Source organism: Bradyrhizobium sp. AZCC 1693, from assembly GCF_036924745.1.
Taxonomy (GTDB): domain Bacteria; phylum Pseudomonadota; class Alphaproteobacteria; order Rhizobiales; family Xanthobacteraceae; genus Bradyrhizobium.
Window position 1 is genome coordinate 1 of sequence record NZ_JAZHSD010000001.1, and the last position, 12,576, is coordinate 12,576.

General features: G+C 64.2%; 14 protein-coding genes. 5 read left to right on the forward strand and 9 right to left on the reverse strand.

What is annotated here, in order from left to right:
• Positions 1-94 precede the first annotated feature (94 nt).
• From V1293_RS00005 to V1293_RS00025, 5 genes are all read right to left on the reverse strand, one after another.
• Positions 95-1,213, reverse strand: coding sequence for a branched-chain amino acid ABC transporter substrate-binding protein (locus V1293_RS00005; RefSeq protein ID WP_334505592.1), 1,119 nt, complete (start codon positions 1,211-1,213; stop codon positions 95-97).
• A gap of 183 nt (positions 1,214-1,396) precedes the next feature.
• Positions 1,397-2,143 carry an ABC transporter ATP-binding protein gene (locus V1293_RS00010; RefSeq protein ID WP_334505594.1) on the reverse strand — a complete coding sequence of 249 codons (747 nt, stop codon included), beginning with the start codon at positions 2,141-2,143 and terminating at the stop codon, positions 1,397-1,399.
• On the reverse strand, positions 2,140-2,973 hold the full coding sequence (locus V1293_RS00015) for an ABC transporter ATP-binding protein (protein WP_334505596.1): 834 nt from the start codon (positions 2,971-2,973) through the stop codon (positions 2,140-2,142). The genes V1293_RS00010 and V1293_RS00015 overlap by 4 nt, the downstream gene beginning before the upstream one ends.
• Positions 2,970-4,289: a high-affinity branched-chain amino acid ABC transporter permease LivM gene (livM, locus tag V1293_RS00020; RefSeq protein ID WP_334505598.1), complete on the reverse strand. Its 1,320-nt coding sequence runs from the start codon at positions 4,287-4,289 to the stop codon at positions 2,970-2,972. The genes V1293_RS00015 and livM overlap by 4 nt, the downstream gene beginning before the upstream one ends.
• An 11-nt stretch (positions 4,290-4,300) precedes the next feature.
• The gene (locus V1293_RS00025) at positions 4,301-5,218 is read right to left on the reverse strand and encodes an ABC transporter permease subunit (RefSeq protein ID WP_334505600.1); all 918 of its coding nucleotides are present in this window, start codon (positions 5,216-5,218) and stop codon (positions 4,301-4,303) included.
• A 362-nt stretch (positions 5,219-5,580) separates the two neighbouring features.
• Between V1293_RS00025 and V1293_RS00030 the strand changes: the two genes are divergently transcribed.
• Entirely contained in the window at positions 5,581-5,748 is a 168-nt protein-coding gene (locus V1293_RS00030; RefSeq protein ID WP_334505602.1) for a hypothetical protein, read from the forward strand.
• Positions 5,749-5,933: 185 nt separating this feature from the next.
• Complete coding sequence (locus V1293_RS00035; protein WP_334505604.1) at positions 5,934-6,437, forward strand: hypothetical protein; 504 nt, start codon at positions 5,934-5,936, stop codon at positions 6,435-6,437.
• On the opposite strand, the gene V1293_RS00040 is transcribed toward V1293_RS00035, so the two are convergent.
• The 4 genes from V1293_RS00040 to V1293_RS00055 all read right to left on the reverse strand — a co-directional run bounded on the left by V1293_RS00040 (position 6,434) and on the right by V1293_RS00055 (position 10,401).
• Positions 6,434-7,690 (reverse strand): MFS transporter, encoded by a 1,257-nt coding sequence (locus V1293_RS00040; RefSeq protein ID WP_334505606.1) that lies wholly within the window; start codon positions 7,688-7,690, stop codon positions 6,434-6,436. The genes V1293_RS00035 and V1293_RS00040 overlap by 4 nt on opposite strands.
• Before the next feature lie 151 nt (positions 7,691-7,841).
• A complete protein-coding gene (locus V1293_RS00045) occupies positions 7,842-8,234 on the reverse strand; it encodes a carboxymuconolactone decarboxylase family protein (RefSeq protein ID WP_057902478.1) in 393 nt (130 codons plus the stop codon).
• A 10-nt stretch (positions 8,235-8,244) separates the two neighbouring features.
• Positions 8,245-9,027 (reverse strand): 3-oxoadipate enol-lactonase, encoded by a 783-nt coding sequence (gene pcaD, locus V1293_RS00050; RefSeq protein ID WP_334505608.1) that lies wholly within the window; start codon positions 9,025-9,027, stop codon positions 8,245-8,247.
• Positions 9,028-9,045: 18 nt separating this feature from the next.
• The gene (locus tag V1293_RS00055) at positions 9,046-10,401 is read right to left on the reverse strand and encodes a 3-carboxy-cis,cis-muconate cycloisomerase (protein ID WP_334505610.1); all 1,356 of its coding nucleotides are present in this window, start codon (positions 10,399-10,401) and stop codon (positions 9,046-9,048) included.
• A 167-nt stretch (positions 10,402-10,568) separates the two neighbouring features.
• On the opposite strand from V1293_RS00055, the gene V1293_RS00060 reads away from it, so the two are divergent.
• The 3 genes from V1293_RS00060 (at position 10,569) to V1293_RS00070 (ending at position 12,543) form a co-directional block, all read left to right on the forward strand.
• A complete protein-coding gene (locus tag V1293_RS00060; protein ID WP_334505612.1) occupies positions 10,569-11,015 on the forward strand; it encodes an SRPBCC family protein in 447 nt (148 codons plus the stop codon).
• Positions 11,016-11,216: 201 nt separating this feature from the next.
• Complete coding sequence (locus tag V1293_RS00065; protein ID WP_334505614.1) at positions 11,217-11,696, forward strand: (2Fe-2S)-binding protein; 480 nt, start codon at positions 11,217-11,219, stop codon at positions 11,694-11,696.
• 43 nt (positions 11,697-11,739) lie between these two features.
• Positions 11,740-12,543, forward strand: a complete 804-nt coding sequence (locus V1293_RS00070; protein ID WP_334505616.1) for an FAD binding domain-containing protein — start codon at positions 11,740-11,742, stop codon at positions 12,541-12,543.
• The last annotated feature ends 33 nt before the right edge of the window (positions 12,544-12,576 follow it).

The following is a 12,576-nucleotide window of genomic DNA, read 5'->3' on the forward strand; positions in this document are numbered from 1 at the left end:
CCCGTTTGTTCCCGTGACCGGAAAATTATCTGGAACCGAAAATGAAAAACGCCCCGGCAAGCCGGGGCGTTTGACGTTCTGATCGATGAAGAGATCAAGACCCCTTCGGATTGATCTCGGTGTAGTTGCCCTTGGCGTCCCACTTGTAGACGACGTAGTCGATCACCTTGATGTCGCCCTTGGCGTCGAAGCCCAGCTTGCCGAGCACGGTGTCCCATTCGCCGGCCTTGATGGTCTCCATGACCTTCTTCGGATCGGTGCTCTTCGCCTTCGTCACCGCCTGCGTCCAGACCTGCATCGCGGCGTAGGTGTAGAGGGTGTAGCCTTCGGGATCGATGTTCTTGGCCTTGAACTTCTCGACGATTGCTTTCGCCGTCGCCTTGTTGCGCGGGTCGGGACCGAAGGTGAACAGCGTACCTTCGGCGGCCGGTCCGGTGATCGAGGCGAACTCCTTGTCGTTCATGGCGTCACCCGCCATCAACACCGTCTTGAGGCCCTGGTCGCGCATCTGGCGCAGGATCAGGCCGGCTTCCTGATGGTAGCCGCCGACAAAAACCAGATCGATATTGTCGCGCTTCAGGCGCGACACGATCGAGTTAAAATCCTTGTCGCCCTTGTTGTAGGATTCGAACATCTTCTCGGTGAAGCCGGCCTTGTTGAGCGCCTTTTTGGTTTCGTCGGCAAGGCCTTTGCCGTAGGTGGTCTTGTCGTTGAGGATGGCGACGTTCTTGCCCTTGTAGTTCTTGACGATGTAGTCGGCGGCAACCAGGCCCTGCTGGTCGTCGCGGCCGCAGACGCGCGCCACGTTCCACAGCTTGCGCTCGGTGAACAGCGGGTTGGTCGAGGCCGGCGTAATCTGCAGCACGTTGCCGTCGGCGTAGGCTTCCGACGCCGGGATCGACGACGACGAGCAGAAGTGACCGGCCACGAACGGGATCTTGGCGCTGGCGAACTTTTCCGCCACCGAGCGCGCCTGCTTGGGATCGCAGGCATCGTCGCCGATCTGCAGCGCCAGCTTCTTGCCGAGCACACCGCCGGCGGCGTTGATGTCGGCCACCGCCTGTTCGGCGCCGTTCTTCATCTGCCGGCCGAACGCGGATTCGCCGCCCGTCATCGGGCCCGCCACTGCGATGGAGATGTCCTGCGCCAGCGCCGTTGTCGACAGCGCCAACGATGCGCCCAGAGCCAGGCCGATAAGTTTCAGTGATTTCATGAGATATCCTCGCAGGTCAGTCGATTTCGGGAAGCACCCGGTGACCCGGGTACGAAAATCACGCCTATTGTCGGCTGATTTTACGGCGAAGTCATCGGCAATTTTCGGGCAAATCCACGGTCGGTTCGCAGCACCTTGCCGCAGCACGCGCCGCGGCAAGGTGGGAGGCAGGTGGGAACGTGACTATTCCCGCCGGCCGCCCTCCAGATAGGCGGCGCGGATTTCCGGGCGCTGCAGCAATTCGCTGCCGGTTCCGGACAGCGTGATCAGGCCGTTGACCATGACATAGCCGCGATGGGCCAGTTTCAGCGCATGGTTGGCGTTCTGTTCGACGATCAGGACGGTCAGGCCGTCCTGCCGGTTCAGGGTCCGGATCGCATCGAAAATCTGCCGCGCGATCAGGGGGGCCAGCCCCAGCGACGGCTCGTCCAGCATCAACAGGCGCGGCCGGCTCATCAGCGCCCGGCCGATCGCCAGCATCTGCTGCTCGCCGCCGGACAGCGTGCCGCCGCGCTGGGTCATGCGTTCCTTGAGCCGCGGGAACAGCGCGAAGACGCGTTCCAGGCCGCTCGTCCGGTCGGCCTCGCTGCTATCGGTCGCGTCGGCGCCCATCTGCAGGTTTTCCGCCACGCTCATGCGCGGGAAGATGCGGCGACCCTCGGGCGATTGGGCGATGCGCAGCCTGGCGATCTCATGCGTCGGCACGTCCGTGATGTCGTGGCCGTCGAATTCGATCCTCCCTGCGCGGGCGCGCGGCCGGCCGAAGATCGTCATCATCAGGGTCGACTTGCCGGCGCCGTTGGCCCCGATCAGGGCGACGATTTCGCCGGCGTTGATGTCGAGATCGACGCCCTTCAGCGCCTCGATCTTGCCGTAGGCCGCGCGCAGCGAGCGGATCGCGAGCAGGGGCGTCTTCGATGGGGCGGTCACGTTCCGCTCTCCATCACGGCGATGGCTTCTTCCTCGTCGGCGCCGAGATAGGCGGCGATCACCTTGGGATCGTCGCGGATGTGCTGCGGCGTGCCCTCGGCGATCTTGACGCCGTAGTCCATCACGACCACGTGGTCGGAGATTTCCATTACCACCGACATGTCGTGCTCGATCAAGAGGATCGAGGTGCCCTGATCGGCCCGTATCGAGAGCAACAGTTCGCTTAAAGCGGCGCTTTCGCGCGCGTTCAGTCCGGCCGCCGGCTCGTCGAGGCAGAGCAGCGCGGGCTGCGTGCACATCGCGCGCGCGATTTCGAGACGCCGCTGGTCGCCATAGGGCAAATTGCCGGCGGCATCGTCGGCGCGGTCCAATAGCCCGATGCGGTCGAGCCAGGTCCGCGCCAGATCGATTGCGGCCTGCTCGGCCTTGCGCCAGGAGGGTACGCCGATCAGCCCAAGGAACGTCAGCCCGGAGGCGCGCATCAGCGCATTGTGCTGCGCCACCATCAGGTTCTCCAGCGCCGTCATGCCGGGAAACAGCCGGATGTTCTGGAAAGTGCGCGCGACCTTGGCCAGCTTGGAAATCCGGAAATCGTTCAGCCGTTCGAGCTGGATGGCATGGCCGTCATCATGCGCGAGCCGCATCGCGCCCGAGGTCGGCTTGTAGAAGCCGGTGATGCAGTTGAACACCGTCGTCTTGCCGGCGCCGTTCGGTCCGATCAGCGCGGTGATGTTGCGCCGCTCGGCGTTGAAGGAGAGGTCGTTGACGGCGACGATGCCACCGAAGCGCATCGACAGGCGATCGACGGACAGGATCTGATCGCCGCTCATCCGTGGCCCTCCTTGACGAGGTCGGATGAGATCGCCTGGCTGTGCTTCAAGAACACGGTCGGCGCGCGATGGCCGATCAGGCCGCGCGGCCGCCAGATCATCAGCAGCACCATCGCCATGCCGAACACCAGCATGCGGTACTGGTCGAGCCCGCGGAACAGCTCGAAGCCGCCGATCATGGCAAGTGCTGCGAGCGCCACGCCGAGTTGCGAGCCCATGCCGCCGAGCACCACGATTGCCAGCACCAGCGCCGATTCATGGAAGGTGAAGGATTCCGGGCTGATGAAACCCTGCCGCGTGGCGAAGAACGCGCCAGCCAATCCGCCGAACAGCGCGCCCGTCGCAAACGCCGTGAGTTTGGTCGTGGTGGTGTTGATGCCGAGCGCGCGGCAGGCGACTTCGTCTTCGCGTAACGCTTCCCAGGCGCGGCCGATCGGAAGGCGTCGCAGGCGGATCGTGACCCAGTTGGTGAGCAGCGCCAGCGCCAGGATCAAATAGAACAGGAACACGATGCGGTGCGTCGGCGAAAATTCGATGCCGAGCATGGCCGCAAGCCCGTCGTCGCCGGGCGTGAGCGGGATGCCGAACAGGGTCGGGCGGGGAATGCCGGTGACGCCGTTCGGCCCGCCGGTCAGGCTCTGCCAGTTGATGATGACGAGGCGGATGATCTCGCCGAAGGCCAGCGTGACGATAGCGAGATAATCGCCTCGCAGCCGCAGCACGGGAAAGCCGAGCAGCACGCCCCAGAACGCGGCGAGGATGCCGGCGAGCGGCAGGCAGACCCAGAACGACAGTCCGAAATTGGTCGCCAGCAGCGCGTAGGAATAGGCGCCGACCGCGTAGAACGCGACGTAGCCAAGGTCGAGCAGGCCGGCGAGGCCGACCACCACGTTCAGCCCCCATCCGAGCATCACGTAAGTGAGCACGAGGATGCCGAGGTCGAGAATGTAGCGCTCGTCATAGAACAGGACCGGCACCAGAAACGTGAACACCAGCAGCACGGGCGCGATGGCGCGGCGCGCGACGGCGAGGGTGCTCTGCACGGAAGGTGGCACGATTCTGACCGTGTCGACCGGTCTCCACCATTGCCGCAGCAACTCGACGACGATGCTGCCGCCGAACACGGCCGCGACCATGACGGCGAGGTCGCCGAAGCGCGTCCAGTAGATCAATTGTCCCTGCGGTCCGGCCTCGGTGCGCACGCCGATCATCAGCGAAAACAGCACCAGCGCGACCAGCGCGCTGATCAGCGCTTTCTTGAAGATGAAGGCGGCGCCCGGAGCGCGCGAGGTTTGGGCGGCGGGGGTTGCGCTCACGCTGTCGTCCGTCAGACTTTTTCGACTTCGGGCCGGCCGAGCAGGCCGGTCGGAAGGAAGATCAGGACCACGATCAGGATCGAGAACGCAGCGACGTCCTTGTATTCGACGGAGAAGTAGGCCGACCACAGCGTCTCGATCAGGCCGATCAGGAGTCCGCCCAGCATTGCGCCGGGCAGCGAGCCGATGCCGCCGAGGACGGCGGCGGTGAATGCCTTGATGCCGGCGACGAACCCCATGAAGAAATCGACCAATCCGTAATAGAGCAGGTACATCATGCCGGCGACGGCGGCGAGCGCAGCCCCGATCACAAAGGTCATGGAAATGGTGCGGTCGACGTCGACGCCGAGCAGCGAGGCCATGGTCTGGTCCTGCTCGCAGGCGCGCATGTCGCGCCCCAGTCGCGTGCTCGACACCAGCCAGGTGAATAGCGCCAGCAGCACGATCGTGGTGATGACAACGATGATCTGGATGTTGGAAAGCTGCACCACGAAGCCGCCCGCGCCCTCATGCAGGGTGTAGCCACCGGTGATGATCGGCGGCACCGGTTTGACGCGCGCGCCCTGCGCAACTTGCGAATAATTGGTCAGCACGAATGACATGCCGATCGCGGAGAGCATCGGCGCCAGCCGGAACGAATGCCGCAGCGGCCGGTAGGCGATGCGCTCCACCGTCCAGCCGTAGAGCGCCGTAATCGCCATCGATACCAGCAGTACCACCAGCAGGATCAGGGGGATGGCGGTCAGGCCGAACGAGACCAGGATCAGGAACGTGATCAGCGCGATGAAGCCGCCGATCATGAAAATATCGCCGTGGGCGAAGTTGATCATGCCGACGATGCCGTAGACCATCGTGTAGCCGATGGCGATCAGGCCGTAGATCGAGCCGAGCACGAGGCCGTTGATCAGTTGCTGGGCGAAATAATCCATGCGCTGCCGCTCGGGCCTGTTCAGGACTGAACAGGCCCTGGTTTTCCTTTTGACGCGTTTTCTTCACGCGAACCGGTAACCACTTCGCTCGAAAACGCTATGAAGAGCCGCGACGCGGCGAGAGCTCCGGCAGCCCAAGACGACGCGTCGTGTCGTTTTCTAACAGTGGGAACCGGGGGCGGCAACAGCACCGGGTGCGGCTTAATTGGCTTGTACAGAGCTAGTTTTTGCGCAGCGGTTCCCGCTTCACAGTGCTGCCACGCCTTTGCCGCGCAATGATCGCAACGGAACCGGCGTTCCCTTGCAACGAATGCCATGTCTCTCCGTTTATCCCGGCTATGGTCAACAACGGAGATCCCCCAATGACCAATCAGAACAACCCGGGCCAGCAGAACCAGAACCCGGGTCAGAAGCCCGGCCAGCAGCAGCAGGGCGGCGGCCAGAAGCCGGGTCAGCAGCAGCAGGATCCGGGCCGTGAGAAGCCGAACCCCAACCGCCAGGGACAGCAGATGCCTGATCAGGACCGCTAGCCGGACGGGTCAGTGAGTAAAAAGAAGGCCCCGCCGAAAGGTGGGGCTTTTCTTTTTCAGCGCGGGCCGCTCCCCGATCGCGTTAAGGTAAACGAATGGTTTAAATTGCCGCTGGCAATCTTGGGGAGTTACGTCGGTCTCGATCCGCGCCTTAGCGTTGGCCGCGGACTAGGCGGGGAAGCGACATGTCCGGAAACCGGCGGATCAGCACATTCAACGGCGCGCTGCTGGCGGCCTATTTCATTCCGGCCTGGACCATCGCGGCCCTCACGATCATCATTTCGCCGATCCACGGTCTCTATGAGCGGCCGAACATCTCGCTGGCGCTGTTCGTCAGCGATCACCTGCAGCTTTCCGGGATGGCCACCGTTCGCGTCGCATGGCTGTTGGCGCTCGGCCGGATGACCGTGGTGGCGTTCCTGGCGGTGTTTCTGGTTTTCATCGCCCGCGCGTCGATCCGCCGGAGCGGCGGCTGCGACGAAGCGCTCGGCATGGCGCTTGCAATCGGCAGCGTGATGAGTTTTGCCGGCGTGCTGATGGCCTCGCAGGCCGGCGAGACGGCTGCGCTTCGGCTGCATGCGGCCGAGCTCATGATGACGCTCGGCACGGTCATCGTCATGCTGATCGAGCGCCCCGCGCAGCCGATAGCCGGCGCGGCGTCCGCCGCGCTATCTCTTCAGCAAAGCTAGTTCGGCGACAAGCCGTTCTTTGCAGCGCGGCGATACAGGACGAACAGAAAAACCAATAGCACGACAGCCGACAGGCCGAGCGACCAGTGAATGCCGATCGCAGCACCGGCGAGGCCCACGGTGATGCCGCTGAAGGCCCGCATGCCGAGGCCTGCCATGTTGAACAGGCCGACAACGCGGCCGCGGATATCGGCGGGGGCATTTATCTGGACCAGGGCCTGCGCCATCGTGTTGAACGACAGCTCGAAGAAGCCTGCGGCGAACAGCAACGCGATCGCCAGCGCATAAATCCCAACGGACGCGAATGCGAGCAGGGACAGGCTCCATAGAATGGCCAGCACGATGGCTGTCCGGGGATCAGGCTTGAGCCGTCCCCAGGCTTCCAGGGCGATGCCCGCAAGCAGCGCGCCGGCGGCGTCAGCAGCCAATAGCACGCTGTAGGACACGCCGGGGTCGCCGTGCCCGAGGTCGCCTGCAAAGCCCGGCATCTGGGCGTGGTAGGCGTTGCCGATCATGAAGGAGGTGAGCCCGGCGAGCAGCGTCATCGAGGTCAGGACCCGCTGCGTGCCGATGTCGCGGATGGTCTGCACGATGTCGGCAAGGCCGCGGACAGGGATGCGCCGGGGTGCGGCGTCCTTGGCTCTGGTCGGCGCCCAGAACAGCCAGAGCAGCATCGGCAGATAGAACAGCGTGTTGAAAATGATGCCGTGGGACGGGCCGAGCGCCAGCATGATGACGCCGCCCACGGCCGGACCGACCAGGATGCCCAGATAGCGCGCCGTCGCGTTCAACCGCACCGCGCTCGGCAGATCGGCTGGGCCCACGATGTCGTAGAGTAGCAACTGGTTCGGCGTCTGCCACAGCACGCCGGCACAGCCATGGATGACCAGCAGCAGCATCGCGTGCCACATTTGCAGCGTGTCGGTGATAAAGAAAATTCCCCATCCGCTGGAGGCCACCATGAACAGCAGCATCCCGCACTGGATGATACGGCGCGGATCGAACCGGTCGGCCAGCCCGCCGACGGCGACCGAAAACAGCAGGAACGGAAGCCAGTGCGACAGCACTGCAAAACCGGCCAGCGCGGGCGAATGGAATTTCTGGAACACCACCCAATAGCTGATCACGTGCTCGATATTGTCGGCCATCATGGCCAGCACGTAGGTCAGGAACTGAGCGCGATAGGGCGATGACTTCATGGCTGCAAACGAGCCGGATGCAGCCACGGGATTCGTCGGGGGCTGGGAGTTCAAGATATCACCTGGGTAGGACTTCACCGGCTCGGCGATTGCGATGCTGCCGACGCCGCACCTCGGCATGATTGTTTATAATCCCGCCACGCGTTCAGATGCCGATCGCATCAGATCGCTCGTCACATCGCAGCCGGGGCGGGCGCCTTCCCAGCTAACCCTTCAGCAAACCTAATTCCGCGATGATCGCGCCCGCTTCCTTCACCGCGTGGTTGGCCGCCGGCACGCCGCAATAGATCGCCTGCTGCAGCAGGATTTCCTTGATGTCGTCGGGCGTGAAGCCGCCCTCGGCCAGTGCCGCGCGCACATGCAGGCGGAATTCATCCCATTGGCCGAGCGCCACCATGGTGCCAATCACAAGCACGCGGCGGGTGCGATGGTCGAAATGCGGCCGGGTCCAGATGTCGCCCCAGGCATAGCGGGTGATCAGGTCCTGGAAATCGGTGTTGAAGGCGTTGCGGTTCTTGATCGACTTGTCGACCCATTCATTGCCGAGCACTTTTCGGCGCTGCGCCATGCCGTCGTCGCGGCGTTGATTGTCGTCCATTGCGGGCCTCTCAGCGTTGCGTCAAAAAGCCGACCAGCGCATCGGTGAAGGCGTGCGGTTGCTCGACGTTCGAAATATGAGCCGCATCGAGGATGGTCATGCTTGCGCCGGGAATCCGGCTGCGCATGAATTCGGCGTCCGCGATCGTCGTCGACATATCGTGGCGGCCGGCGATGACCAGCGTCGGGCTCTTGATCCTGGGCAGCAGTTCGCGCTGGTCGAGCGTCGACAGCGCCTCGCAGCAGGCGATGTAGCCCTCGACCGGCGTGGTCAGCATCATCGCCTTCATGTTGGCCGCGATCTGCGGCTCGCGCTCGCGAAAATCCGCCGTCAGCCAGCCCGCCATCACGGCGTCGGCGACCGCGGCGATGCCGCCTTGCTTCACCGCCTTGATGCGGTCGTTCCAGCGCGTCGGGTCCGGGTAATGGCAGGTGGTGTTGGCCAGCACGATCTTGCCGAATCTGTCTGATGCGTTGGCGCCCAGCCATTGCCCGACCATGCCGCCCATCGACAGCCCGCACCAATGGGCTTTTGCGATGTTGAGGTCGTCGAGGATCGCCAGCACGTCGCGGCCGAAACGCTCCAATGAATAGGGCCCGGGCGGCACGCTCGACTTGCCGTGACCGCGACGGTCGTAGCGGATGACGCGGAACACCTGCGTCAGCGCCTTCATCTGCGGCTCCCACATCTGCATGGTCGAGCCCAGCGAATTCGACAGCATTAGCGTCGGGCCGCCGTCGCGGCCTTCGACGGATACGTTGAGCAGGCACCCGTCGGCGTCGATCATCGGCATTTGGAATTCTCCGGTCTCTTATTTGTCGTCCAGCGAAGCGAGCAGGCGGTCGATCAGCGCCTGCGAGGCGCCCTGATAGGCCATCGGCTCGAACAGTGCAGTGATTTTATCGGCGCTGAGCTGCGCGGTGATCTTGGCATCCGCCGTCAGGACATCGCGCAAATGCTTTTTGTCGGCAACCGCCTTCTTGCTCGCCGCCTCGACCAGATGATGCGCATCGCTCTTGCCGATCTTTTCGGCCAGCGCCATCGTCACCGCTTCGGCCATAATCAGTCCGCCCGTCGCGTCGAGGTTGACGCGCATGCGCGCGGCATCGACTTCCAGCCCCTCGGCGATATCGACGATCGCCGCCAGCGCGCCCGAGGTGACCAGCAGCAGTGTCGGCAGCGTCGGCCATTCGGCGTGCCAGGGACCGGCGCTGCGCTCGTGGTCCTGCACCTGCGCCGCAAAAATCGTCGCCGCGAGGTTGGGCGCCATCGTGGCCGCCGCCAGCGCACTGGCTGCCGCCACCGGATTGCGCTTGTGCGGCATGGTCGAGGAGCCGCCGCGGCCTTCGCCCGAGGGCTCGAACGCTTCGCCGACATCGGTCTGCATCATCAGCGAGATGTCGCGCGCGATCTTGCCGCAGGTGCCGGCGATGATGGCGAACACCGAGGCCGCTTCCGCGATGCGGTCGCGGTGGGTGTGCCAGGGCGCATCGGGTAGCGGCAGGTCGAGTTCTTGCGCCAGCCGTTCCGCGACCGGCAAGCCCTTGTCGCCGAGGGCGGCGAGTGTGCCGGCCGCGCCGCCGAATTGCAGCGCCAGCGTCTCGCGGCGCACGCGCTGCAGCCGCAGCTTCGAGCGGTGCAGCGCCGCGGCATATTCGGCGAGCTTGAGCCCGAACGGCATCGGCAGGGCATGCTGCAGCCAGGTGCGGGCGACCACGGGGGTATGGCGGTATTGACGCGCCAGTGCGGCAAAGCCCGCGATCGCGCGATTGGTGTCGGCGAGCAGCGCGTCGATGCCGGCGCGGAGGCCGAGCATGGCGCCGGTATCGATCACGTCCTGGCTGGTCGCGCCCCAATGCACATAGCGCGCCGCCTCGGCATCCACCTTGGCGACATTTGCCGTGAGCGCCTTGACCAGCGGGATGGCGAGGTTACCGGAGCGGGTGGCGGCGTCGGCCAGCGCGGCGAGGTCGAACGATTCGGTCCTGCACGCATTCGTGATCGGTCTCGCGGCGCTTGCCGGAATCACCCCCAGCGCGGCCTCGGCGCGCGCCAGCGCAGCCTCGAAATCCAACATGTTTTGCAAGGCCGCGGCATCGTCGCATGTCGCGCGCATCGCGGCGCTCGACAGCATCGGGGCAAGCAATGGGGAGAGTGAGGCGCTCATCTGCGCGCGACCTAACCATCCCGGCCGGTCAATGCCAATGCCCTTGTCGGATCGCTCGTGTTGCACTTGCGAATATGCAACGCTTATCGCATTGGGCGGCCTTCCTTTTGGCCCGGCCGTGCTTTACTTGGGAGATATCAGGTTGAGGCGATCCAGGAGGCACCCCCATGGCCATGACGATGAACGGCGAAGTCCAGCTTGCGGCGTCGCGCGAGGCCGTGTGGGCCAAGCTGAACGATCCGGAAGTGCTGAAGGCCTGCATCCCAGGCTGCGAGGAGCTGGAAAAGACCGAAGACAACGGCTTCCGCGCCACCGCCAAAATGAAGGTCGGGCCGGTCTCCGCCCGGTTCAAGGGCAAGGTCATGCTGAGCGATCTCGACCCGCCCAACGGCTACAAGATCTCGGGCGAAGGCGAGGGTGGCGTCGCCGGCTTTGCCAAGGGTGGCGCCACCGTGGCGCTCGCCGAAAAGGATGGCGGTACCCTGTTGAGCTATAATGTCGAGGCCCAGATCGGCGGCAAGCTTGCCCAGCTCGGCCAGCGCCTGATCAACGGCGCGGCCAAGAAACTGGCCGACGAGTTCTTCGCCAATTTCGCCAAGGCCGTGCAAGGTTGATCAAGGCTGACCAAGGCTGATTCTGCGCGGCCCACCCCGGTCGAACAGGCCCGTCAAGTCCATCTGGCCATGCCCCAGGAGAGGGGCTCGTGAGGGGCTCGTGAGGTTGCTCATTATCGGGATGGCCCATATTATGGCTTTTGGAATGACTTTAAACGCCTGCGCGGCCGATATGCGGCGGTGCAGCTCAAGAGAGTGCTGATGGCCAAGATTTCCCTGATCGTGAACGGTAATCCCGTAAACGCCAATGTCGATTCCCGTACCCTGCTGGTCCAGTTTCTGCGGGAAAATCTGCGGCTGACGGGCACCCATGTCGGCTGCGACACCTCGCAATGCGGCGCCTGCGTCGTGCATATCGACGGCAAGGCGGTGAAATCCTGCACCACGCTCGCAGTGATGGCCGATGGCCACGAGGTTCGCACCATCGAGGGGCTGGCCGCGGACGGCGCGCCGCTGCATCCGATGCAGGAAGCCTTCCGCGAACATCATGGCCTGCAGTGCGGCTTCTGCACCCCCGGCATGATCATGACCGCGGTCGATCTGGTCAATCGCAAGGGCCATGATCTTTCGGACCAAATCATCCGCGAAGAGCTCGAAGGCAATCTGTGCCGCTGCACCGGCTACCAGAACATCGTCCAGTCGATCGCCGCCGGCGCCAAGGCGATGGCCAAATCCGCTTAATCGACAAATCGATTTCATCGCGACTGCGATCAGGAAGTTCTCAATGTACGAATTCAAATATCATCGTCCGGCGACCGTGCGGCAGGCCGCCAATCTCCTGGTGAAGAACGAAGACGCCAAGGTGATCGCCGGCGGCCACACGCTGGTGCCGGTCATGAAGCAGCGGCTCGCCAGCCCGCCGCATCTGGTCGACCTCTCCCATATCGAAGGGCTCGACGCGATCGAGATGAAGGGCCGTTCGCTGGTGATCGGCGCGACCGCCAGTCATGCCGCCGTCGCGACGTCCCCGATCGTCGGCGAAGCCATTCCGGCGCTGGCCGAACTCGCCGGCGGAATCGGCGATCCCGCGGTGCGTCACAAGGGCACGATCGGCGGCTCGCTCGCCAACAATGATCCCACCGCGGATTATCCCGCAGCGGTGCTGGCGCTCGGCGCCACCATCGTCACCAACAAGCGCCGCCTGAAGGCGGAAGAATTCTTCCAGGGCCTGTTCACGACCGCGCTGGAAAGCGACGAGATCATCACCAAGGTGATGTTCCCGCTGCCGAAGAAAGCGGCCTATATCAAATTCCGCAACCAGGCCTCGCGTTATGCGTTGGTTGGCGTGTTCGTCGCCAAGCGTCCGTCGGATGTGCGCGTCGCGGTCACCGGCGCGGGCTCGGACGGCGTGTTCCGTGCCACCGCGTTCGAAGAGGCGCTGAAAAAGCGCTTCTCGCACAAGGTGCTCGACGGCATCTCGGTATCGTCGGAAGGGCTGAACAGCGATCTGCACGGCAGCGCCGAATATCGCGCGCACCTGATCGGCGTCCTGACGCGCCGCGCCGTCGAAGCCGCGACGGCGAAGTAAGTTTGCCGGTTTCTGGCTTATCAAGATTGGCTA